Source organism: Anaeromonas frigoriresistens (assembly GCF_016820655.1).
Lineage (GTDB): Bacteria > Bacillota > Clostridia > Tissierellales > SIT17 > Anaeromonas > Anaeromonas frigoriresistens.
This window is the reverse complement of record NZ_WSFT01000036.1, coordinates 118,485-140,820: the sequence shown is the minus strand read 5'-3', so window position 1 is coordinate 140,820 and position 22,336 is coordinate 118,485. Positions and strand designations below refer to the sequence as shown.

The 22,336-nt window shown below is 29.8% G+C and carries 21 protein-coding genes; 4 read left to right on the top strand and 17 right to left on the bottom strand.

Annotation, left to right across the window (positions count from 1 at the left end; genetic code table 11):
- Position 1: 1 nt before the first annotated feature.
- The 3 genes from GOQ27_RS09165 to GOQ27_RS09155 all read right to left on the bottom strand — a co-directional run bounded on the left by GOQ27_RS09165 (position 2) and on the right by GOQ27_RS09155 (position 2,583).
- Entirely contained in the window at positions 2 to 1,039 is a 1,038-nt protein-coding gene (locus GOQ27_RS09165; protein ID WP_203366552.1) for a hypothetical protein, read from the bottom strand.
- Between the two features lie 119 nt (positions 1,040 to 1,158).
- Positions 1,159 to 2,130 carry an MBL fold metallo-hydrolase gene (locus GOQ27_RS09160; protein ID WP_203366551.1) on the bottom strand — a complete coding sequence of 324 codons (972 nt, stop codon included), beginning with the start codon at positions 2,128 to 2,130 and terminating at the stop codon, positions 1,159 to 1,161.
- Positions 2,131 to 2,583, bottom strand: coding sequence for a MarR family winged helix-turn-helix transcriptional regulator (locus GOQ27_RS09155; RefSeq protein ID WP_203366550.1), 453 nt, complete (start codon positions 2,581 to 2,583; stop codon positions 2,131 to 2,133).
- Positions 2,584 to 2,747: 164 nt separating this feature from the next.
- Between GOQ27_RS09155 and GOQ27_RS09150 the strand changes: the two genes are divergently transcribed.
- Positions 2,748 to 3,752, top strand: coding sequence for a YhdH/YhfP family quinone oxidoreductase (locus GOQ27_RS09150; protein ID WP_203366549.1), 1,005 nt, complete (start codon positions 2,748 to 2,750; stop codon positions 3,750 to 3,752).
- A gap of 89 nt (positions 3,753 to 3,841) precedes the next feature.
- On the opposite strand, the gene GOQ27_RS09145 is transcribed toward GOQ27_RS09150, so the two are convergent.
- The 11 genes from GOQ27_RS09145 to GOQ27_RS09095 form a co-directional block, all read right to left on the bottom strand.
- The gene (locus tag GOQ27_RS09145) at positions 3,842 to 3,952 is read right to left on the bottom strand and encodes a MetS family NSS transporter small subunit (protein ID WP_203366548.1); all 111 of its coding nucleotides are present in this window, start codon (positions 3,950 to 3,952) and stop codon (positions 3,842 to 3,844) included.
- Positions 3,953 to 5,473 (bottom strand): sodium-dependent transporter, encoded by a 1,521-nt coding sequence (locus GOQ27_RS09140; RefSeq protein WP_203366547.1) that lies wholly within the window; start codon positions 5,471 to 5,473, stop codon positions 3,953 to 3,955.
- A gap of 312 nt (positions 5,474 to 5,785) precedes the next feature.
- Positions 5,786 to 6,160, bottom strand: coding sequence for a hypothetical protein (locus tag GOQ27_RS09135; protein ID WP_203366546.1), 375 nt, complete (start codon positions 6,158 to 6,160; stop codon positions 5,786 to 5,788).
- A 74-nt stretch (positions 6,161 to 6,234) separates the two neighbouring features.
- A complete protein-coding gene (locus GOQ27_RS09130; protein WP_203366545.1) occupies positions 6,235 to 8,088 on the bottom strand; it encodes a YgiQ family radical SAM protein in 1,854 nt (617 codons plus the stop codon).
- Positions 8,089 to 8,228: 140 nt separating this feature from the next.
- Positions 8,229 to 9,281 carry a Gfo/Idh/MocA family oxidoreductase gene (locus GOQ27_RS09125; RefSeq protein ID WP_203366544.1) on the bottom strand — a complete coding sequence of 351 codons (1,053 nt, stop codon included), beginning with the start codon at positions 9,279 to 9,281 and terminating at the stop codon, positions 8,229 to 8,231.
- Positions 9,282 to 9,382: 101 nt separating this feature from the next.
- Positions 9,383 to 9,829: a hemerythrin domain-containing protein gene (locus tag GOQ27_RS09120; RefSeq protein ID WP_203366543.1), complete on the bottom strand. Its 447-nt coding sequence runs from the start codon at positions 9,827 to 9,829 to the stop codon at positions 9,383 to 9,385.
- Positions 9,830 to 9,928: 99 nt separating this feature from the next.
- Positions 9,929 to 10,084 (bottom strand): hypothetical protein, encoded by a 156-nt coding sequence (locus tag GOQ27_RS09115; RefSeq protein WP_203366542.1) that lies wholly within the window; start codon positions 10,082 to 10,084, stop codon positions 9,929 to 9,931.
- A gap of 179 nt (positions 10,085 to 10,263) precedes the next feature.
- Complete coding sequence (locus tag GOQ27_RS09110; protein ID WP_203366541.1) at positions 10,264 to 10,461, bottom strand: hypothetical protein; 198 nt, start codon at positions 10,459 to 10,461, stop codon at positions 10,264 to 10,266.
- Positions 10,462 to 10,825: 364 nt separating this feature from the next.
- Entirely contained in the window at positions 10,826 to 11,032 is a 207-nt protein-coding gene (locus GOQ27_RS09105) for a hypothetical protein (protein WP_203366540.1), read from the bottom strand.
- A gap of 194 nt (positions 11,033 to 11,226) precedes the next feature.
- Positions 11,227 to 12,552 (bottom strand): FAD-dependent oxidoreductase, encoded by a 1,326-nt coding sequence (locus GOQ27_RS09100; RefSeq protein ID WP_203366539.1) that lies wholly within the window; start codon positions 12,550 to 12,552, stop codon positions 11,227 to 11,229.
- A gap of 205 nt (positions 12,553 to 12,757) precedes the next feature.
- The gene (locus GOQ27_RS09095; protein ID WP_203366538.1) at positions 12,758 to 13,624 is read right to left on the bottom strand and encodes a radical SAM protein; all 867 of its coding nucleotides are present in this window, start codon (positions 13,622 to 13,624) and stop codon (positions 12,758 to 12,760) included.
- 185 nt (positions 13,625 to 13,809) lie between these two features.
- Here GOQ27_RS09095 and GOQ27_RS09090 point away from each other — a divergent pair, with 185 nt between their 5' ends.
- Positions 13,810 to 14,022: an EscE/YscE/SsaE family type III secretion system needle protein co-chaperone gene (locus GOQ27_RS09090; protein WP_203366537.1), complete on the top strand. Its 213-nt coding sequence runs from the start codon at positions 13,810 to 13,812 to the stop codon at positions 14,020 to 14,022.
- Between the two features lie 218 nt (positions 14,023 to 14,240).
- Positions 14,241 to 15,593, top strand: a complete 1,353-nt coding sequence (locus tag GOQ27_RS09085) for a sodium-dependent transporter (protein ID WP_203366536.1) — start codon at positions 14,241 to 14,243, stop codon at positions 15,591 to 15,593.
- A gap of 39 nt (positions 15,594 to 15,632) precedes the next feature.
- On the opposite strand, the gene fabV is transcribed toward GOQ27_RS09085, so the two are convergent.
- Complete coding sequence (gene fabV / locus GOQ27_RS09080; protein WP_203366535.1) at positions 15,633 to 16,829, bottom strand: enoyl-ACP reductase FabV; 1,197 nt, start codon at positions 16,827 to 16,829, stop codon at positions 15,633 to 15,635.
- 132 nt (positions 16,830 to 16,961) lie between these two features.
- Positions 16,962 to 18,920 (bottom strand): S9 family peptidase, encoded by a 1,959-nt coding sequence (locus GOQ27_RS17145; RefSeq protein ID WP_203366534.1) that lies wholly within the window; start codon positions 18,918 to 18,920, stop codon positions 16,962 to 16,964.
- 184 nt (positions 18,921 to 19,104) lie between these two features.
- On the opposite strand from GOQ27_RS17145, the gene GOQ27_RS09070 reads away from it, so the two are divergent.
- A complete protein-coding gene (locus tag GOQ27_RS09070; RefSeq protein ID WP_203366533.1) occupies positions 19,105 to 20,337 on the top strand; it encodes an aminopeptidase in 1,233 nt (410 codons plus the stop codon).
- A gap of 234 nt (positions 20,338 to 20,571) precedes the next feature.
- Here the strand turns inward: GOQ27_RS09070 and GOQ27_RS09065 are convergent, their stop codons facing one another.
- Positions 20,572 to 22,293 carry a Na+/H+ antiporter NhaC family protein gene (locus GOQ27_RS09065; protein ID WP_203366532.1) on the bottom strand — a complete coding sequence of 574 codons (1,722 nt, stop codon included), beginning with the start codon at positions 22,291 to 22,293 and terminating at the stop codon, positions 20,572 to 20,574.
- Positions 22,294 to 22,336: the final 43 nt, after the last annotated feature.

The following is a 22,336-nucleotide window of genomic DNA, read 5'->3' as shown; positions in this document are numbered from 1 at the left end:
ATTACTCCTCCTTATTTTTTCTCTCATAATATTCGAATATTACATATATTAATATAATAATTCCACTTATAGGTATAATTAAAAATCCTATTAACATAGTAGAAAATGTTGCTCCGTAGGATAAATGTATAAACTTCCCTAAAAATAATACACTTAATAAATATATTATAAAGCCTACATATTTATTTATTAACTTATGTAAAATTACACCTAATAAAATTACTACTAAGGTAATCCCTAATACGTATCTATTGTGAATTTTTCGATAATTTGTATCAAATAATAAATTATCTTTACTTACATAGGAAAATATCCATTCATATTCAGGTATTTCTTCTAAAGTAGTAGTATATGAGTTCTTTTCTCTATCCATAGGTATATTTGAATTTAATGACATATCACTTTTTTCAGGGAGATTTACTACTAAATTGACCTTTGTGTCTCCATTCCAAAATTTAGCTGGTGTTAAATAATACTGCTGAGAATATATGGTGTTAATAACACCTCTCCTATAAAATCCTCCTACACTAATATAAGAAACTTCCACTTTAATTTCTTCATTCTCTTTAAAAGATATGGGAAACCTTATTCTAGTTATATCTCTTTTTTGTGTAACTCCTGAATAAATGTTTTTTAGTTTCTTTTTACTTATAGGTTCTATTATATTTTCTTTTGGTTTAGGATTCCAGTTTTGTGGTAATTGTCCATCCTCATTTATTTCTATAGGTTGGATTCTTTCGCCATTTTGCTTCAATTCTACTTCGGAACTTTCCAATGATGAGGCTATAAAGATCACATCAAAATCTTTTTCTATGTATTCAAGATTTTTAAGTATATATTCTACATGAACATGTCCGTTATTTAATTTAATATCCTTTACATCATAGGTTACTGTTTCTTCAATTAAACTAATTTGAGAATTATCATTAAATATAATGGCATTACTAGTAGGATCTTGAATAGGTTGAGCCATATTAGCTACAGATATACTATTTATAAATAATGCAACTAAAAATAGAGCAATCCCTTTCTTCTTCATACAACCCTCCCTAATGATATAATGAGGCAATATACAATATATTCTCCACCATAGATTAAATACCCTTTATAATAAAAATAAAAACTATCATGCCTTTATAGATATGATAGTTTTTATAGCTAAATAGCTATATAGTATAATTTTCCTTTTTCTTCTCTTTTTTTCGCTTTATTTATAAATACTAAATGTTCAAGATGACTCATAGCTTCTGCTGTGGCAAACCATTTCTGGGGATTAGGAAAATCATCCCATGTATCCGCTTTAAAATCCCAATGCATTTCTGATGCAACCTCACTCACTGTTTTTTCATCTTTATTTATTATATCAGTTACTTCTCTCAATCTATCTTCATGATGATTATATAGTTCATTTATTCTCTCTCTATGGGCTTCTACTATTCTTCTATGAGAACTAAATATATAGTCAATATCCATCTCTTTCACCTTTTTAAGACTTTTAAGATAAGTATCTAATATATTATATTCAAAGCCCCAAAAAGAAATATTCGGGGTTATTCTGTTAAGTACATGGTCTCCTCCAAAAAAAATTTTATGATCTTTATCATATAATCCTATATGTCCAGGGGTATGCCCAGGAATATCAATGATTTCAAAGGAATATTCTCCTACAGTCAGTCTATCCCCTTCCTTTAAAGGTTCATACTTCACAGGATGTTTAGGAGCATATCTATATCCAGGGTGAGTCTTGTAAGACATATCATACTTCTCTAAATCAAATAATTTATTATATTCATTAAACTTCTCCCAGTAATTTTCATCGGTCATATTATTAATGATTTTACCATCTATCTCTCCTGTATAAACTTTTATCCCTTCTCTATTCAATTCTGCTGCCAATCCAGAATGATCCGAATGAAGGTGAGTGATAAACAAATCAGTTTTATTTAAGTCTATATTGAGTTCATCTAGTGCTGACATAAGGGCTTGTCTACATTCTTCTCTATTAAATCCCGTATCTATTATTAAATTCCTCTTATCAGAAACTATTATATAACTATGTAATATTTTCAGTGGATTATTAGGAAGGGGTATTTCTTTTTGATATATATTTTTATAAACTTCTCTTAGCATTTAATAATATTCCTCCTCTTTCGCATTCTTAAAATTATCATTTATCTTTTTCAATAATTGTAAAAATATTTCTTTTTCTTCTTCAGAAAATCCTTTGTAAGCTGTTTGATATATTTCTCCGGAAATACTTTTAAACACTTCTTCAATATTTTTTCCTTTTTCTGTTAGAGTTATATAAGTTACTCTTTTATCTTTTAAGGACTTTTCTTTTTCTATATATTCTAAGTTTAAGAGTTTGTTTACTAAAGCCGTAACTGTAGATTTATCCTTCCCAATTAATCTTGATATCTCTTTCATAGTTAGTCTACCATTATTCTCATATAAAACAGTTAAGATATTTCCATGGGAAGGCACTAAATCCTTTATACCTTTTTCTCTCAGTTTATCCTCTATAAATTGAGTCATTCTCTTTTTAGTTTTACTTATGAAATAAACAATATATTTTTCCTTCATATTTAAACCCCTTACGTATATTCTGAATAGATTAATTATATTATAATCATCCAATTCTTTAAGTGTCAATAAATAAGTATAGTTTGACATCAAACTATTTTAAGTTTATAATTATATTATACAAGGGTATAAATATACTATTAGAATAGAAAGGAGATATATAAATGGACAATTTAGAATTTAAAGCATTATTAATAAAAGAAGAGGGAGATAAAAATTTCTCCCGCCAAATAGTTACTAAAAATATAGATGACCTTCCTGAGGGAGATGTAGTAATCAATGTTAAGTATTCTTCTCTAAATTATAAGGATGCTTTATCCTCTATAGGAAATAAAGGCGTAACTAGAAACTATCCTCATACTCCTGGTATCGATGCTTCCGGTATAGTAATAGAAAGTTCAGATGAGAATTTCAAAAAAGGTGATGAAGTTTTAGTTACAGGTTATGATTTGGGTATGAATACCTCTGGAGGTTATGGACAATATATAAGGGTTCCAGCAGAATGGGTAGTTAAATTACCTAAAAATCTTAGCCTAAAAGAAAGTATGATATTTGGTACAGCAGGATTTACCGCTGCTTTATCCGTGTATAAACTTACTCAAATGGGTCATGTAATGCCTGAAGATGGAGAAATATTAGTTACTGGAGCTACAGGTGGGGTTGGTAGTACTGCAGTATCTTTCTTAGGCAAGTTAGGATATGATGTAATCGGAGCCACAGGTAAGGCAAGTGAAAAAGATATGCTTATAAGCATTGGAGCAAAGGATATAATTGATAGAAAAGAAGTGGATGATGACTCTGGTAAACCAATGCTAAAATCAAAGTGGGCTGGAGTTGTTGATACTGTTGGTGGTAATAACCTTTCAACTGCTATCAAAACAACAAATTATGGTGGTTGTGTTACTACTTGTGGTAACGTGGCAGGTCATGAATTTGATGCCTCTGTATATCCCTTCATATTAAGGGGAGTTACATTATATGGCATAGACTCCGTACAGTGTCCAAGAGACTTAAGATTAAAAATCTGGGACTTATTAGCTAATGACTGGAAGACTGATACTTTACATGAAAATGTAAACGAAGTATCCTTAGAAGAATTAAGTGATTCCATTGATCAAATACTAGAAGGTAAGCTAAAGGGAAGAACAATAGTTAATCTAGATAAATAAGATATGTTAATATCATTAACACACTAGCCATTGGAATACAATAAAAAATCATCATTCTATCCTAGGATAGAATGATGATTTTTTATTTTTTATATCATAGTTTCTTTATCGTCTTTTATAGCTATAGTTAAAGTGACAGCTAAGCCACCCCATAGAAATATTGCTCCAAATAAGAAGAATGCTATAGATGTACCAGTCATCTACTTCACCTCCTCATTTTCTATGTTCTCTTCTAATATTCCCTTTTTCCACTTTGTGGATTTAACTACGAAAGATAATACTATTATTGCACCTACTACACCCCAACCTAATAGCATTAAAGCACCAGTAGAATAATCTCCTCCACCATAAGGAGTTTTGATTTCATTAACTATCTTAGTAATTAATATTATAGTTAAGATAGCTGGAGTCACAAACTTAATCATAATCTCCCACCATTTTCCTACTCTATATATTGAAATAGAGTTAGTATGAGATCTGATTTTGTCTCCACCAATAATCCATCCAATAACTACTGCTTCTAACAATCCTACTGTTACAATACTGAAGGAATTGATAAATGCATCTATTATATCTAAGAAGTATAATCCTGCTCCCGTAGCATAAAGAACACTTATTGCATATCCTACTATACATACTATAGTAACTACTTTTCCTCTTTTAGCACCAGACTTATCTATAACAGCACTTGTAAATGCTTCTAATAAGGATATACTTGATGTTAATCCTGCAAATACTAATGAAAGGAAGAATAGTATTCCAAACACCACTCCTAAAGACCCCATTAATGAGAAAACTTTAGGGAATACAACAAAGGCAAGACCAATACCTTGACTAGCTACTTCTTCAATAGGAATATTTTGACTTGTTGCCATAAATCCTAATATACCAAATACTCCAATTGCTGCTAAAAACTCGAATCCACTATTTGCAAAAGCAGTAATGAATGCACTATTGTTTATATCAGTTTTCTTTGGAAGATAACTAGAATAGGTAACTAATATACCCATAGCTAAACTTAATGAGAAAAATACTTGACCATAAGCATCCATCCAAACATTTGGATCCTTTACTTTAGACCAATCAGGTGTAAATAATTTGTTTAAACCTACTGATGCTCCAGGTAATGTTACACCTCTGATAACTATTATAACCATAATTACAAATAATGTTGGTATTAAAACTTTATTTAATTTCTCAATACCACCAGAAACTCCTTTATAGGATACAAACCAATTTATCGCCCATATAACAGTAATTCCTAAGAATATCGGCCATCTCATTCCACCAAAGTCAAAGGGACTACTACTAATTTGCAAGAAATCATTAAAGAAGAATGCATTTGTATCTGATCCCCAAGTTTGTCCAAAAGAGAAATATAAATAATTTATTGCCCAACTTAATATTTGAGTATAATATGTGATAATGATAAATGATGTAATACTTGGCCACCATCCAAGCCATTCGAATTTTCTATTTCCTCTTGCAAAGGATAATGGTGATGATCCTCTATATTTATGTCCAAAACCATACTCTAATAATACTAGAGGTATACCCGCTGTCAATAATGCTATAAAGTATGGTACTAAGAATGCTCCTCCACCATTTGAATATAATAGATAAGGATATCTCCAAATATTACCTAATCCTACCGCTGAACCAACAACGGCTAGAATAAAACCTATCTTCGACCCCCATTGGCCTCTGTCATTGTTTTCCACTACCCATCAGCTCCTTCTAATTAAATTTACATTATTCCATAGTTATGTCTTATAAAATTATAATTCCAATGTAAACCTTTTCTTAATAAAAAATATTACCTTTCCATTTCCTCCTTTCATTGTCTTGTGAAATAAATAACACAGTTTTTAGAATATTAAATATAATCTGACAATTTCAACTTATTATACTATGGTTTAATACCACTTTTCAATAGTTTTTTTGTATTAATTTTAAATTTTCTTAACATTCTTAAAGTATATCAATAATAAAACCCCTTTAATTAACGTTAATTAAAGGGGTTTTAGTTAATTTTATTTATTTTTATTTACTCTCAATCCTAAAATTATAATCACTCCAAATATTACTAGAGATCCATAACATAAAGGGATATTAAAAATTCTTGGACATTCCTTTAAACCTACTATCTCATTATATGAAAACCATATAGCTAGCAAAAGTCCCGGTATAGATCCAACAAAAAATAATAGTTTATCTACTTTATCATGGGAAATAAATGTAGATAACATAACTAATGAAAAACCAAATAAAACAATATTACAGGCTGGTATTCCCAAAAACGGAGGACAAAACCCAGGATTGGAAAGCTCTGTATATACTAAATAAATTGATATTACTAATCCTATTAATGTTAAAATTCTTATTATATTTATATATCTTTTTCTCATAATTTTTCGCTCCAATATAAATTTCCTTAAAATTTTAATGTATAATATAGAATACTCTTTTTGAAACCTATCCGTTATCTACGTCTTCCAGTTTTCTTTCCTTTGATATTTTTCTTATTATTTTTTTGTTTATTATTATTCTTTGGTCTTATTAAGGATCTTTTATCATATCCTATCAAGTCTTCTCTACCCGCCTTTAATAATGCCTCATGGACGATATTATAATTCCTAGGTAAGGTATACTGAATCAAAGCTCTTTGCATTGCTTTTTCATGAGGAGACTTAGGTACATATACTTTTTCCATAGTTCTTGGGTCTAATTCTGTATAATACATACAAGTAGATAAGGTTCCAGGAGTAGGATAAAAATCTTGTACCTGTTCTGGCCTGTGTCCAATATCTCTTAAATACTCTGCTAATTCAATAGCTTCTTTCAATGTAGACCCTGGATGACTAGACATTAGGTATGGAACTACAAATTGATTCATATCTAAGTTCTTATTTACCTTTTCATATTTATTTATAAATTTCTCATATACTTCCTTTTTAGGTTTTCCCATTTTTTCTAACACTTCTGGGGATATATGCTCTGGAGCTACCTTAAGTTGACCACTGATATGATGTTCACATAATTCTTTAAAGAAAGTATCATCCTTATCATGTATTAAATAATCATATCTTAACCCAGACCGGATAAATACCTTCTTTACTTTAGGCATTTTTCTTAAACTTTTTAAAAGATTAAGATAGTCTCTATGATCTATTTCTAACTGATCACAAGGATTTGGAAAAAGACACTGTTTATTTGTACAGACTCCATACTTTTCCTGCTTTTTACAGGCCCTTTTTCTAAAATTAGCCGTAGGTCCTCCTACATCATGAATATATCCTTTAAAATCTTTATCTTCTACTATTTTCTCTGCTTCTTCTAATATAGACTCATGACTTCTTGACTGGACAACCCTGCCTTGGTGAAAGCCTAGAGCACAGAAATTACAATTACCAAAGCAACCTCTGTTACTAATAATACTAAATTTCACTTCCTTTATTGCTGGTATACCACCTTTATCCTTATAAATAGGATGATAGTCCCTCATGTAAGGAAGGTTATATATATCGTCTAAATCTATTCCCTTTATAGGCTCTTGAGAAGGATTTTGTACAATATAATAATTATCTTCATATGGTTCTACCAAAGGTTTCCCTTGTATTGAATCCATATTTCTATATTGAATCATAAAGCTCTCTGCATATTTTACCTTGTTTTTTATTATTTCTTCATAGGATGGTAAAATTATGGGCTTATAGGCTCTATCTCTATCTTTTGTTTTATAAACAGTCCCTTTTATATAAGTTACTTCTTCTATTGGTATTCCACTTTCTAGAGCTTCTGCTATCTCTACTATCTGCTTTTCTCCCATTCCATAAACTAATAAATCTGCTCTAGAGTCTAATAGTATTGATCTTCTTACATTATCATCCCAATAATCATAATGGGCTAATCTTCTTAAACTAGCTTCGATACCTCCTAGTATTATAGGTACATCTTTATAAGCTTCTTTTACTTTATGACTATATACAATAGTAGCTCTATCTGGACGAAACCCACTTTCTCCACCAGGAGAATAAAGGTCTTCTTTTCTTCTTCTTTTGGCAACAGTATAGTGATTTACCATGGAGTCAATATTACCACCAGTTATAAGAAAAGCTAATCTAGGCTTTCCTAATCTCTTAAAATCCTCCACTTCTCTCCAATCAGGTTGAGGTATTATACCTACTTTATACCCTCTTCTTTCTAATACCCTAGCTATTATTGCTGCCCCAAAAGAAGGGTGATCCACGTAAGCATCTCCAGAAATAATAATAAAATCTAGTTGATCCCATTGTCTATTTTTCATGTCTTTTTTTGATATAGGTAAAAAGCTCATTTATTTACTCATCCTCTATTTTTATATTTCAATATATTATATAGTTTATCCTAATTTCTTATAATAGAAACTCCTCTATATTATATAGTATAGAGGAGTTTTGATATTTTACAATTTATTTTTCTTTAACATTATTTCCATTAAAATTTTACTCTTCTTCTTTTAATATTACTCTCCATAGCCAATTCTATAACCTTGATTATATTTCTTCCATCTTCTGCTGTTACTAATAGAGGTTTATCATTAACTATTGCATCATAGATATTATTATAATACTCTCTATAATCCCCTTTTTCACTTTCCACTTTACCTCTTACATTAATACCATCTATTGTTGAATTAATTATTCCCCATTTTCTTTCTTCTTCAATACCCCAGTTTACTTCTTTAAAAGGTAACTTGCCTTCCCTTAAGTGTCCCTCTTGAACATCCATACCACTTTTTATAAAAGAACCTTTATCTCCTAGTAAAATATATCTTGGTAAATCTTCTTTTACTAACATTCCAGCCTTTAAAGTGACTTTTAATTCATTATAATATAATATTATCTCAAAGTTATCTTCAACCCTTGCCCCTTTTCTCTGATTTCTTATATCTCCATATATCTCATTTGGCAAACCAAATAGACATAATGCTTGATCTATTAAATGACTTCCTAGATCATATACTATCCCCGAGCCAGGAAGATCCTTTTCTTTCCATGCATCTTTAAAATAGTTTCTAAATCTATCAAAATGTGCTTCATATTCTACTAAATTCCCCAACCAACCTTTATCTAATATCTTTTGTATCGTCTTAAAATCACTATCAAACCTTCTGTTTTGATATACAGAAATTACTCTTTCTTCCCTTTTAGCTATTTCTATTAAATGATCAGCTTCCTTTGAAGTTACAGTAAAAGGCTTTTCAACTATTACATGTTTACCGGATATTAATGATTCCTTAGCTAATTCAAAATGTAATGTATTAGGGGTAGCTATTACAACTAAGTCTATTGTTTCATCTTCAAATATTAGACTTGTATCCTCTACTACTTCAACACTATTATATAAATCATTTATTAATTCTTTTGAACTTTGATTCTTTGTATATATCTTTTTAAGATTAAATTTATCCATACTATGTATAATAGGAGCATGAAAAGCTCTACCGGATAACCCAAAACCTATAATTGCCACATTTATCTTTTGCATTTTATCTCTCCTTTGTTCATTTATCATTTTATCCTTTATTCTAACACTCCTTCGGTTTTTTTATCAAACTAAAAAGTAGCCCCCTGGGACTACTTCACTAATTACATTTTATCTTTTTCTTCACTTTTTTTGGATTCAAAATCTTCTCTTAGACTTTCTAATTCATCATCGGATAATAAGTCCTTTGATTTTTCAAATACTTCATCTTCTTCTTCATCCATATGATGTTCTAATATTTCCTTTAATACTTGTAATTTTGGTCCCCAAGTCTCATCATCTTCTGCAGTATCTTCAATCTTCTTTAAAAGATCTTCCAATACATGATGCTCTTCAATAGACTCCAGGACTTCGAATTTTGCTTCTTCTTCTTTCTGTAATCTTTCAAATAAAGTATGTTCTTCTGCTTCATGATGAGCCTTAACCTCCCTCCTTAACTCTTCAAACTTTTCTTTTCTTTCATTCGTATGTCTACGATCAGTATCTGCTAATTCCTCTAATAAATCTCTATACTGATCATGCTCCTTTTTTATCTCTTCTAATATATTCATCTTATCCCTCCCAGAATATTCTGTCAATTTATTTATACCAATTTTCTATATTTTCAAACAATTTAATGAAATAAAAAATAATCGTCTCTGGGGAAACGATTACTTAGTATTAGTTCTCTTTATTAATACCTTTTCAATTAAAAAGTATATTTCAAGTCCTCCAAAAATAACTAAAGCTCTAGGTATCCAAGGTTCTGGAGCAATCAAGGCTAAAAACCCTAGATAAGGTATGAATAATATATCTTCCCTTTTCATTTGATTTTCTCACTCTCCATAAAATATATTAATGAACTCCCTATATATCCTTCTAATATTAGTTATAAAATAAATCTATTATAAAGTAGTTATTTTAGATGTAATTTAAAATTTAACAAATTATAATATACTATATTATTCTGTTCTACTTCTCCTTTTAGTTAATTGTTTTCATCTCGCTAACATTTAAAATACACTGCCCATCCGCTGATAATAAATATATTTCCAATTATTGATAGTATTGAAGTTCTCAATATATCTTCAGTATTACCATCATAGATATTTAATAATAACCACATTGTAGGTGCACTAAAAGATAAAGTATTTAATATCATTAGTACTTTCATAGAGTTTAGTGTTTTAGCTAGTTTTTTCATTTTTACTCCTTATGTACTTATATATAGATTTATTAAATCTAGTCCCATCTTCTAACTAGAAAAATAATGTTATATGATATGTTTTGATGTAATTTATTTTATTACTTACTTAGAAAATTTCATTTTTCTCTAGAGACCCTAACTGCCCCTCTTATCATTAATTGAGAAATCATAAAATATAGCTAAGCCAGCTGCCATACCAAAAGTAATCGATATAGTTGTTAAAAGCTCTATTTCTCTTTAAACTAAATATATAAGACAGATTTGTACAACTGTATATAATATAAATAATTTTATAAAGATAATTAATCTTTTTCTATTTACTTCCTTCATCTAACTTCTTCCAGAATGTTAATTTTAAATATTATCCATTATCCACTTCTTGTCTCCTAAATGGTAAAAGTCCTAACTTGTCTAGAATAAATGTATCTAGTCCTCCTACTAGACCTATTGCAATACCAACTAAAATTTTAGGTTTAACTCCATTAATTATTCTTATAATTAAAAACATTGATAAAAAATATATCATAATAGTAATAATCCACTTTATCGTTTTGTTCACTATTTTCATATATCTCCCCCTAATTTTTAAATTTTACTTAACTAAATCATATATTCTTAAATATACCATAATATTCCTATTTATTCTATTTAATTTTTCTGTTTATTAGCTCTAATTTCTTTACAATTCTATTATTATAAGATCAAAATATCTATTAAAGCTATAAAAAACCGCCTCAATAGAGGCGGTCATAGTCTATACTATTATCCTTGTAATCCTGGTAAGTTCAATAAATTCCATGGTTTGTTGTAATGTGGTTGGAAAAAGAAATCTGTATATGCTAATTCATCTAATGTCATCTTATTTTGAATTACCACTGACATTGTGTTCATATGCTGTGTTAAGTCTGCATCAGATATGATCTGAGCTCCTACTATTCTTCTTGAGCCTTTCTCATATACTACCTTTAATGTTGCTTCTTCATGAGTAGGCATGAATTCTGGTCTATAGTTATCTTTAACTGTTACTGTTTCCACCTCTAATCCAGCATCTTTAGCTGCTTCTTCTGTTAAACCTGATGAAGATATGTTGTGATTGTATATCTTAATACCAGATGTACCTTGGGTACCCATGTATTTAGCAGTTGGTTCTACTAAGTTCTTAGCAGCTAGTGTACCCATACGTACTGCATTTGTTGCTAGTGGTATATATCTATGCTCTCCTGTGGGGTTGTATATTACTGCACAGCTATCTCCTGCTGCAAATACGTCCTCTTTACTAGTTTTCATATGCTCATCTACTATAATAGCTCCATTGCCTAGCATATCTACTTGGCCTTTTAGTAAATCAGTATTAGGTTTAAATCCAATACATAAAATTACTAAGTCAGCTTCATATTCACCTTTATCTGTTACTACTTTTGAAACTTTTCCATCATTTCCTTCAAATTTAGTAACCTTTTCTCCTAAAGCTAGTTTAACTCCATGCTCCTTAAAGGCTTCTTCTGCTTTATCTGTATATTCCTTATCTAAATATTTATTTAGTATTCTATCAGCCATATCTACTAATGTTACATTTTTTCCGTTTAATTGGAAAGCCTCTACTAGCTCTACTCCAATATACCCTGCACCAATTACTACTATATTCTTGGCATCTTTAGCTCTATCTATAATAGTATTTGAATGATTATAGTTCTTAGATAAGAGAATGTTATCTAAGTCTATTCCTTCAAAAGGTGGTACTATAGGCCATGACCCTGTGGTAACTATTAATTTATCGTAACCTTCTTCGAATTCTTCTCCTGATTTCATGTTACGGACTTTTAAAGTTTTATTATCAGTATCAACATTTAATACATCATGTTCCATTTTTGTTTTAACCCCTAGGTTGGATAACTCTTTTGGTGATGAGTAGAATAACCCTTGAGGATCTTCTATAAATCCACCTACATATAATGCTATACCGCAAGATAAAAATGATATATTATCATTTCTTTCATATACTGTAATTTCTGCATCAGGATACATTTTAGCTGCATTTACTGTAGCTGCTGTTCCTGCATGAGTACATCCTATAATTGCTATTTTCATTTATATAACACTCCTTTGATTGTTAAGAATTTAATTAATCTTTATATACTTATATTAAGAATACCCTTTTTTAAAAAATATAATCACTAAATGATAATAATTTTCATTAATGGTTATATTTTATATTACAGAGTATTTAAATAGGAATTTATTATTTTTTAATAAAAAGAAAAATAGGCAACTACAAAACTGTAGTTACCTATTTTTATAATCCTCGTAAACCTTCTGGTTTATACATATTCTCTTTTAGTGCATCATCTATTTCTTTTATCAACCTATTCTTATCTTCATTCAATACTCCTTTAAGAGATATATAGTTTGATGCGTGATTGGATCTGAATACACAGTCATTAACATTTAGATTTTCTATAAAAATTTTTGTCTCTATCATCACTTCTTCAGGAGAGAGAAGATCAAAATCACCTTCTCTATACTCATTGTATAATTCTGTGCCTTCTTCTAACATCAATGTCAATAACCCTACATAATCAGGTTTGATTTCATTTATCACTCTAGCTGAATCCATGGCATGCTCTTTTATCTTATCTCTTCCTCCTAAACCTGATATCAATGTCACTGATAATTTTATGCCAGATTTTTTTGCTTTTTTTCCTGCTTCAATCATTAATTCACTAGTTACACCTTTTTTTACTTTATATAATATCTCATTGTTCCCTGATTCTATTCCCATATACATAATACCAAGTCCATTTTCTTTTAAAGTTTTAAGTTCATCTAGACTTTTATTTAATATATCCTTAGGTGTAGCATAAATTCCTATTCTTTCACATTCTGGAAATATAGTTTTAATATGTTGTAAAATTTTCAAAAGATTTTCTATTTTTAATATTAAAGCATCCCCGTCTGCTAAAAATATTCTTTTTATATCTCTATAGTATTCTCTTGCAGAATCTAAATCATCTATTATATCTTCTAATTTTCTAATTCTAAATTTTTTATCTTTATACATACTACAAAATGTACAATTATTATGAGCACATCCTATTGTAACTTGTACAATTAAACTTCTAGCTTCACTTGGTGGTCTATAAACAGTTCCTTCATATCTCATATTCTTTATCCTCCGTTTAAATTTTAATTCACTTTTGATTATAACAAAAAAATATATAAATGCTAATATATGCTTTATTAATATAATTATTCTAAGAATTATATTCTCTATAATACACATAATAATAAAGTAGTTTTCAATGAAAGTATTGAATTTAAAACTCTAATAAAATGGAGGTATGTATTTTGCAAAATAATATGAATAACAACACAGGAAAGAATGCTAGACAAAGAGTTCAAGGTGTTACTAATCAGCTTCAATCTTCAGTTAATGAATTAAATCAAGCTATGTCTTCTGTTGAAAAACCTCAAAACAGACAAAAAATTCAAAACACTCTTAACTCTGTAAATAGTGCATTAAAATCTGCTAACGATACATTATCAAATTATCAAGAATAATATAATCTTAAAATATGGGAGCCTATGGCTCCTTATTTTTTGTTAAATATTAAATTTACTTAACATTTCCCCAATATTATTATATACTTAATATTAAATAATTTTCTTGCAATTATATATAGAATTTTTATATTTGTTACCCTAAGATGTACAAGCTTTACTTATCTATATTATTAGTAAGGCTTTATATATATCAATATAAAAGGAGGTTTTATTAAGTGAGAGACAAATGGACTTCAAATGTAGGCTTCATCTTAGCAGCTTCAGGCTCTGCTATAGGTCTAGGCAACCTATGGAAATTCCCTTATAACACAGGGATGAATGGAGGAGGAGCTTTTGTATTGCTTTATCTATTGTTTTTAATTTTAATAGGTATGCCATTGATGTTGGCTGCTATCACCTTAGGTAGAAGAACACAATTATCTGTTTTTGGGGCTTACAAAAGCATCAACAAAAAATGGTCCTTTGTAGGAGGATTAGGTGTAATTTGTGGATTCATTATTTTATCTTTTTATTCTACTGTTGGGGGATGGGTAATCTACTATTTAAAGAGTTCTTTATTCGGTCAATTAAATAGTACTAATCCTGATTTTTTAGATAGTGTACTTGCCAATCTTTTCAATTCTCCCTCGGAATTATTATTTTATCAATTCTTATTTATGGCTATTACAGTTGGTATTGTATTAAAAGGAATCAGTGGAGGTATTGAAAAAGCTTCTAAAATTATGATGCCCTCATTATTCATAATGATCATTATCATTGTAATTAGAAGTTTAAGTCTAAAGGGAAGTATGGCTGGTGTAGAATTCTTATTCGTTCCAGACTTTTCAAAGATTAATATGAATGTAGCTATGGATGCTTTAGGTCAGGTATTCTTCTCTATAAGTATTGGAATGGGTACAATTGTCACATATGGTAGCTATCTAGATAAAAAAGATAACTTGATAACTACTTCTTCTATTATTCCAATATTGGATACATTAATTGCTATATTAGCAGGTATAGCTATATTACCAGCAGTATTCGCTCTTGGTTTTGAGCCTACAGGAGGCCCAGGTTTAATGTTTGTAATTTTACCTGCTGTATTTGCATCAATGCCAATGGGTAATTTATTCCTTGTATTATTCTTTATCTTAGTATTATTTGCAGCAATAACATCTTCAATATCAATGCTAGAAGTAGCTGTATCCTATTTTGTGGATGAGAAAAATAAAGGCAGGGTTTCATCTGCAATAATCATAGGTATAATAATATTTTTAATAGGTATACCTGCTTCTTTATCCCTCGGAGCATGGGATTTTAAAGTATTAGGATCACTAAATTTCTTTGATCTATATGATAAATTAGCTTCAAATATCCTTCTTACAACTGGAGCTTTCCTATTATCTATATTTGTAGGTTGGGTTTTAACTACCAAAGAAGCTATTAAAGAAATTGAAAGTTCTGGAGTGAAATTTAGATTAGCTGGTATATGGAGTATTTTAATAAAATATGTAGTTCCTGTTGCAGTAGGTATTATATTAATAAGCTCTTATTGGGATTTTATCAAATCTATACTTAATATTAATTAATATAAATAAAAAATAAGGTCCTAGGACCTTATTTTTTATTTATGGTTTGAACTTCTTTAACTCCTCTATATTAATATCCTCTTCATAGTTCACATTATCTATTCCAAATCCATTCAATTCCATAAATTCCTTCATAAATACATCAAATGCTGTCGTATCTTTAAAGTTCTCTGGAGTAACATCCTTCAATATATCTTTGACCTCAGACTGAACATCTTCTCTCATCTCCCAAGAATCAGGACGTAGTCTACCCTCTCCATCTATTTCTCTCTTATCTCCATAGATCATATCGTTAAACAACCTATATTGATGCATTATCAATGTTTCATGTAGCCCTTTTTCATTCATAACTTTATATAATGAACAAGCATACACAGGAAGAATAGGTATTACAGCACTAGCTTTTGTAGTAGCAGCTTTACTTACTGTTATGATAGACTCTCCATTTACCCTTTCTCTTAACAAATTATTTAGTTTATCTGAAGTTTCTTCTGCATCTTTTTTAGCTCTTCCTAATGTCCCAGAACGATAAAACCCTTCTGTAACCTCTGGTCCTATATATGAAAATAGTGTGGTTTTAAATCTTTCTGCTAATAGATCTTCTTTAAGTAATGCTTCAACCCACCATCTCCAATCTTCTCCTCCCATTACCTTGACTGTGTTATCTATCTCTTCTTTAGTAGCAGAAACTACTTCTTGTTCAAATAACTCTTCTTTCTCTATATTAATATTATATCCTTTAATAGACTCTCCTATGGGCTTGAGGGCGGAATAGTATGTATTTCCCGATCTAGGATCTGTTCTCCTTCCAGAGGCAAGACTATATATCAATAGATCTATTTTACCTCCAAATTCCTTTTTAATATATTCTATCACCCTTTCCTTCATATCATCAGAAAATGCATCTCCAATAAAATTCTTAGCAATTAATCCTTCATTTTCAGCCTCTTCTTTAAAGAAAATATTATTCCACCATCCTGCAGTAGCTAGCTTTTCTTCATTTACTATCCCTCTTTCATAGGATAGACCTATTGTATCAGCTCCTGCTCCAAAGGCTAAAGCTATACGGGATGCTAGTCCATAACTTGATGAAGCTCCTAATATTAACACTTTCTTAGGGCCTTCAAATCTTCCTTTGTCTTTTACATATCTTATTTGGTTCTTTACAACTTCTCTACATCCATAGGGATGGGCAGTTTTTGAAACATTACCTTTTAATTCAGGCTTTATAATCATATATGTCAACTCCTTGAAGTTTATTTTTATCCTGTTACTTTTTAATTATGTTATTATTGATAATAATTATCAATGATAACATAAAATTTAGACCCATCTATAGTATTAGCTATAAACAGGTCTTTAATTATATTATTTTAAATACTTATCAAACCACTCAGTTATCTCTTCTAATCTTCTTATTCTATGCTTCGGCTTTCCACTTCTACTTAATTCATGATTTTCTTCTTTAAAAATACACATTCTACTTTCTACTCCATGAAATTTTAATGCTGTAAACATTTGAATTCCTTCCACAACCCAACATCTATAATCCTCTTCTGAATGGATAAATAAAGTAGGTGTTTTAACTTTATCAGCATATCTTAAAGGTGAATGCCACCATAGTTTTTCATGATCAGACCAGGGAGTAGCTCCGTTTTGATCTTCTACAAAATAATACCCTATATCTGTAGTATTAAATTTAGAAATCCAATTAGATATACTTCTCTGAGACACAGCAGCTTCAAATATATCTGTATGTCCTATAATCCAATTTGTCATAAACCCTCCATAGGAACCTCCAGTAACTCCAACTTTTGTCTTATCTATAAAGCTATACTTATCTAACACACTTTTAGTAAATTCCATTATGTCTTCATAATCTATTGTTCCATATTTTCCTCTAATATCAGCAAATTCATTTCCTTTTCCATCGCTTCCTCTAGGATTTAAGAAAAATACTACATACCCTTGATTTGCCCAATACTGCATCTCATGATAGAATACTTCCCCATATACAGTTTTAGGACCTCCATGGATATCTAAAATTGCTGGGTATTTTTTATTTTCTTCAAAATCTACAGGTTTCATTATCCATCCATCAATATCTACATGGCCATTTTTAATTGTGTACTTTTCTAAAGATGCAATATTTTTTTCTTTATGTAACCATTCATTGAATTTAGTTATTTGATTTTCTTCTTTATTCTCTAATTTATATATCTCTTGTAATTTTAAATTTCTCATACCAATAAAGAAAATCTCTCCATCACATACACTAAATCCATCCACAGAACCCTTTTTCGAGGTCAGTTTTTCAATTGTTCCATCTATGTCTATCCTATTAATATACGAGCTATCCTCTTCTGTAGTTATAAAATATAGATACTCCCCTTCCATAATGATATTAGCTGAAGATCCATACCTACAATCTGACCCTACTGAATTCCAAGTACTTCTTTCAAATTCTGGAGTTATACATTTTCTCTCTTTACTATTAATATCTATAATATAAAACTTACTATTCTCGTTTATTCCATATCTTTTCATATCACTACCTAAAAGGATTAATTTATCTTCTGCTATAAAGTTTGCATAACTATATGCAAATACCTCATCACTACTTACCTTATCTATATTATCCTTATCAATATCATATATAAATATATCATTATCTATATCCATCTTACTCTTATAATTCGTACTTATATAAACTACTTTGTTTTTGTCACTATTCAAATGAAAACCTTCAACATCAGTATATTCATCAGTTATTTCTATTGTCTCCCCGGTTCTTTTATTATAAATATATAATCTACTTCTCTTTTTATTAGTGTATCCCTCTCCATTTGACCAAAAAGGTATTTCATCTAATACTATATAATCTTTTTCATCCTTGTCTTTTTTATCATTTTTTGTAGTACTATTAAAGCTTGCAGTAAATATAAATCTGTCTTCATCTATTTGTTTAATTGACTCTATTCTTTTATCTATATTAAAGTATTTTCTTGCCTCTCCTCCATTTATATTAATTTTATAATATTGGGTAAATTCTTCTCCTTCTTGTGCTTTCTCTTTATCGTTAAGAGTTCTATTACTAGAAAATAAAATATTTTCTCCATCTTCTAACCATAAATAACTTCTATCTTCATCAGATGAAGTTAACTGATATGTTTGTTGATCTTTACAAATCCATATATTAGATAGGTATTTATTTTCCTCTTTATCCATTTCATGTAGTACAAATCCCAACCAGTTACCTTTAGGTGAATGCTTCACCCCCGATAAAAATTTATACTTTATAAAATTATCTAATTTTAATTTTTCCAAATTTATCTCCCCCTTTAAATTTTATACCAAATTTTTACCCTTTCTTATGTAGATGAATCTATGTATATATTATACCTCGAATATCAGAATTATGAAAATATTGAAACATTTTAGTTTATTCACTGACTTATTTCATTTTTTAGGTTAAAATAGAGATAGACTAAAAAAGTAAAGGATGATTATGATGGAAAACTTTCAAGATTTTCTACAAAAATATGCTGAATTAGCTATTAAAATAGGAGTAAATATACAAAAAGATCAAACTCTTGTTATCAATGCTCCTATAGAATCTAAAGAATATACTAGAGCATTGTCAAAAGAGGCATATAAAGCTGGAGCTAAGGATGTAATTATTTTTTGGAATGACGAACAGTCAAGTCTAATAAGATATCAAAATGCCCCTGATAAAGCTTTTGAAGAATTTCCACAATGGATGGCAGATGGAAGAGAAGAATTAGCTAAAAACGGAGCAGCTTTCCTTTCTATATCAGCATCAAATCCTGATTTATTCAAGGATGTAGATCCCAAAAAAATAGCTACAAATAATAAAACTAGATCTTTAGCTCTTAAAAACTTCAGAAATTACTTAATGGCTAGTAAAATAGCATGGGGAGTAGTATCCGTTCCTACAGAAGACTGGGCAAAAAAGGTATTCAGTGATTTAGAAGCAGAAGAAGCAGTAGAGAAATTATGGGAAAAAATATTTAAAATAGTTAGAATAGATAAAGAGGACCCTGTTAAAGCTTGGGAAGAACATTTATCAAATCTAGAATCTAAAGTTAATTATCTAAATGAAAAGAAATTTAAAAAACTATACTTTAAGTCTGAAGTAACAGATTTAGAAGTAGAACTTCCTAAGGATCATGTCTGGGCCGGTGGAGGAGAAGAAAATGCCAGTGGTACATATTTCGTTGCAAACCTTCCTACAGAAGAAGTGTTTACAATGCCATTAAGAAATGGAGTAAATGGAGTAGTGAAAAATACAAAGCCTTTTAATTATAGTGGTAGTTTAGTAGATAATTTCACTTTAACTTTTAAAGATGGAAAGGTAGTAGACTTTACAGCAGAACAAGGATATGAAACCTTAAAAAAATTAATCGAAACTGACGAAGGTGCAAGTTTTCTAGGTGAAGTAGCTTTAGTTCCAGATGATTCTCCTATATCTAATATGGACACTATATTCTACAATACTTTATTTGATGAGAATGCTTCTTGTCACTTAGCTCTTGGAATGGCTTATCCTACATGTATAGAAAATGGTGGAGATATGACAAGTGATGAATTGAAATCAAAGGGTGCTAATGATTCCTTAATCCATGAAGATTTCATGATTGGATCTCCTGATATGAATATTTTCGGTGAAACTAAGGATGGAGAAAAGATACAAATATTCAAAGATGGTAATTGGGCAATATAGATTATAAATAAAAAAGAGAGTTGATTAAATCAACTCTCTTTTTTATTTAGTAAAATCCTTTTCCGAATCCAGGGAATAGAAGGAATATTACTACTATAACACCTATAATAAGTAATAAATCGTCGTCAATACCAAAAAATCCTCTTCCTGCTGCTCTTCCTGACATACAAACACCTCCTAATAATATATCATATGCATTAAGCAATATATTGCTACTATTAGGAGGTACTTTTTTTATAGTGTACTAGTCTCTTTAATATCCTCTTCTTTTACAGATTTTCCGAAAAAGAATACTGTGACTACTATAGCTAATAAAGCTATTGGTAGTACTATATATACTGGTATTCCTAGTCCTACTGGTATATATCCAAATAATATAGTGATAGCCCCTACCGTTAATGCATAATATAACTGGGTCTTAACATGATCTATATGGTCACAAGCTGCTCCCATTGATGATAGGATTGTGGTATCTGATATAGGAGAACAATGATCTCCAAAAATAGCTCCTGTTAAAACTGCTCCTGCATTCATGATCATATAGTTACTGTCAGGAGATATTGAGAATGCCAATGGTATAGTAAGGGGCATAAGTATCCCCATAGTTCCATAGGATGTTCCTGTTGCAAATGATATAACTGCCCCAAATATAAATATTAAAGATGGTAATAAAAATTGGGGCATTTTATCATCTAACATAGATACTAAAAACTTACTTGTTCCTAAATCTTTAATTACTCCTGATAGGGACCATGCTAATATTAATATTACCCCTGTGATTAATAAAGATTTTAACCCATGAATAAATGTATCAATACCATCTGATACTGTAAATATCTTCTGCTTAACTCCCATTATTAAAGCAACTATACTTCCTAAAAGAGCTGCTTGGAATAAAACTATACTTGCATCTGAGGCTCCAAATGTTTCTCTTATTGCATCTAACGATAAAGGAGCATTCTTAATCATATTTATCATTGCTGGATCTTCAGATAAGGCAGTATAGCCATTATAATAAAATCCTGCAAATGCTGCAAAAATTAATACTAAAATTGGAACCAATGCATTTCTTACCTTTAAATCTATTCCTTCTGTTGGTTCTAAATGACCCTCAGCATCAGCTAACATAGGCTTTGCTCCATCAGGCAATACTTTCCCTGTAATCCTAGCCCTTTTTTCTGATTTATACATAGGACCAAACTCTTTCATAAAAATTACTGTAGCTACTATAAATGCTAATATTAATAGATTATAGAATCTATATGGAATCGTAGATACAAATATACCATAGGTATTTACATTCTGACCTATAGACTCATATGCATCTTTTAATAACCCTATTTCGTAACCTATCCATGTAGAAATCAATGCAATACCAGCAATAGGAGCTGCTGTAGCATCTATAATAAATGCTAGTTTTTCTCTAGAGATTTTCATTCTATCCGTAACAGGTCTCATTATAGGACCTACAATTAGTGCATTTGCATAATCATCAAAGAAAATAAATAGTCCTAAAATCCAAGTGATTAATTGTGCACTCACTGGAGATTTTGCCCTTTTAGCTAAGGCTTCAGCAATTGCCTTTGCTCCTCCCATTTTTGATATCAGTGCTATTAATCCTCCTATTGTTAAACATTGAAGAATTATACCTGCATTCCATCCATCAGATAATGACCCAATCATATAATTTATTACATTTAAAAAACCTTGAAGAAATGCTCCAAAAATGCCATAGTCATTTAATCCTAAAATAAATGCTCCTGAAAATACCCCAATAAATAAAGATATTACAACATTTTTTGTTATGAATGCTAATACTATGGCCACTAATGGTGGTATCAATGTCCATATACCATATTTTTTTGCATTCATTTGACCAATATCTCCTTCGGCTGCCATAGCTATGTTGGTTATAAAGATTAAAAATAATAATACTAATAATACCTTTTTCCTCACTAAAACCCCTCCTAATTTTTTATTTGTTCAAAATTTATTAAAT

Bases quoted from the DNA above. Each gene is read 5' to 3' on its own strand.
- GOQ27_RS09130 (WP_203366545.1), bottom strand. From the start codon at position 8,088: ATGAGCTTTTTACCTATATCAAAAAAAGACATGAAAAATAGACAATGG.
- GOQ27_RS09165 (WP_203366552.1), bottom strand. From the start codon at position 1,039: ATGAAGAAGAAAGGGATTGCTCTATTTTTAGTTGCATTATTTATAAAT.
- GOQ27_RS09115 (WP_203366542.1), bottom strand. From the start codon at position 10,084: ATGAAAAGGGAAGATATATTATTCATACCTTATCTAGGGTTTTTAGCC.
- fabV (WP_203366535.1), bottom strand. From the start codon at position 16,829: ATGATTATAAAGCCTGAATTAAAAGGTAATGTTTCAAAAACTGCCCAT.
- GOQ27_RS09070 (WP_203366533.1), top strand. From the start codon at position 19,105: ATGGAAAACTTTCAAGATTTTCTACAAAAATATGCTGAATTAGCTATT.
- GOQ27_RS09145 (WP_203366548.1), bottom strand. From the start codon at position 3,952: ATGACTGGTACATCTATAGCATTCTTCTTATTTGGAGCAATATTTCTA.
- GOQ27_RS09135 (WP_203366546.1), bottom strand. From the start codon at position 6,160: ATGAGAAAAAGATATATAAATATAATAAGAATTTTAACATTAATAGGA.
- GOQ27_RS09110 (WP_203366541.1), bottom strand. From the start codon at position 10,461: ATGAAAAAACTAGCTAAAACACTAAACTCTATGAAAGTACTAATGATA.
- GOQ27_RS09120 (WP_203366543.1), bottom strand. From the start codon at position 9,829: ATGAATATATTAGAAGAGATAAAAAAGGAGCATGATCAGTATAGAGAT.
- GOQ27_RS09150 (WP_203366549.1), top strand. From the start codon at position 2,748: ATGGACAATTTAGAATTTAAAGCATTATTAATAAAAGAAGAGGGAGAT.
- GOQ27_RS09095 (WP_203366538.1), bottom strand. From the start codon at position 13,624: ATGAGATATGAAGGAACTGTTTATAGACCACCAAGTGAAGCTAGAAGT.
- GOQ27_RS09100 (WP_203366539.1), bottom strand. From the start codon at position 12,552: ATGAAAATAGCAATTATAGGATGTACTCATGCAGGAACAGCAGCTACA.
- GOQ27_RS09160 (WP_203366551.1), bottom strand. From the start codon at position 2,130: ATGCTAAGAGAAGTTTATAAAAATATATATCAAAAAGAAATACCCCTT.
- GOQ27_RS09105 (WP_203366540.1), bottom strand. From the start codon at position 11,032: ATGAAAATAGTGAACAAAACGATAAAGTGGATTATTACTATTATGATA.
- GOQ27_RS09125 (WP_203366544.1), bottom strand. From the start codon at position 9,281: ATGCAAAAGATAAATGTGGCAATTATAGGTTTTGGGTTATCCGGTAGA.
- GOQ27_RS09155 (WP_203366550.1), bottom strand. From the start codon at position 2,583: ATGAAGGAAAAATATATTGTTTATTTCATAAGTAAAACTAAAAAGAGA.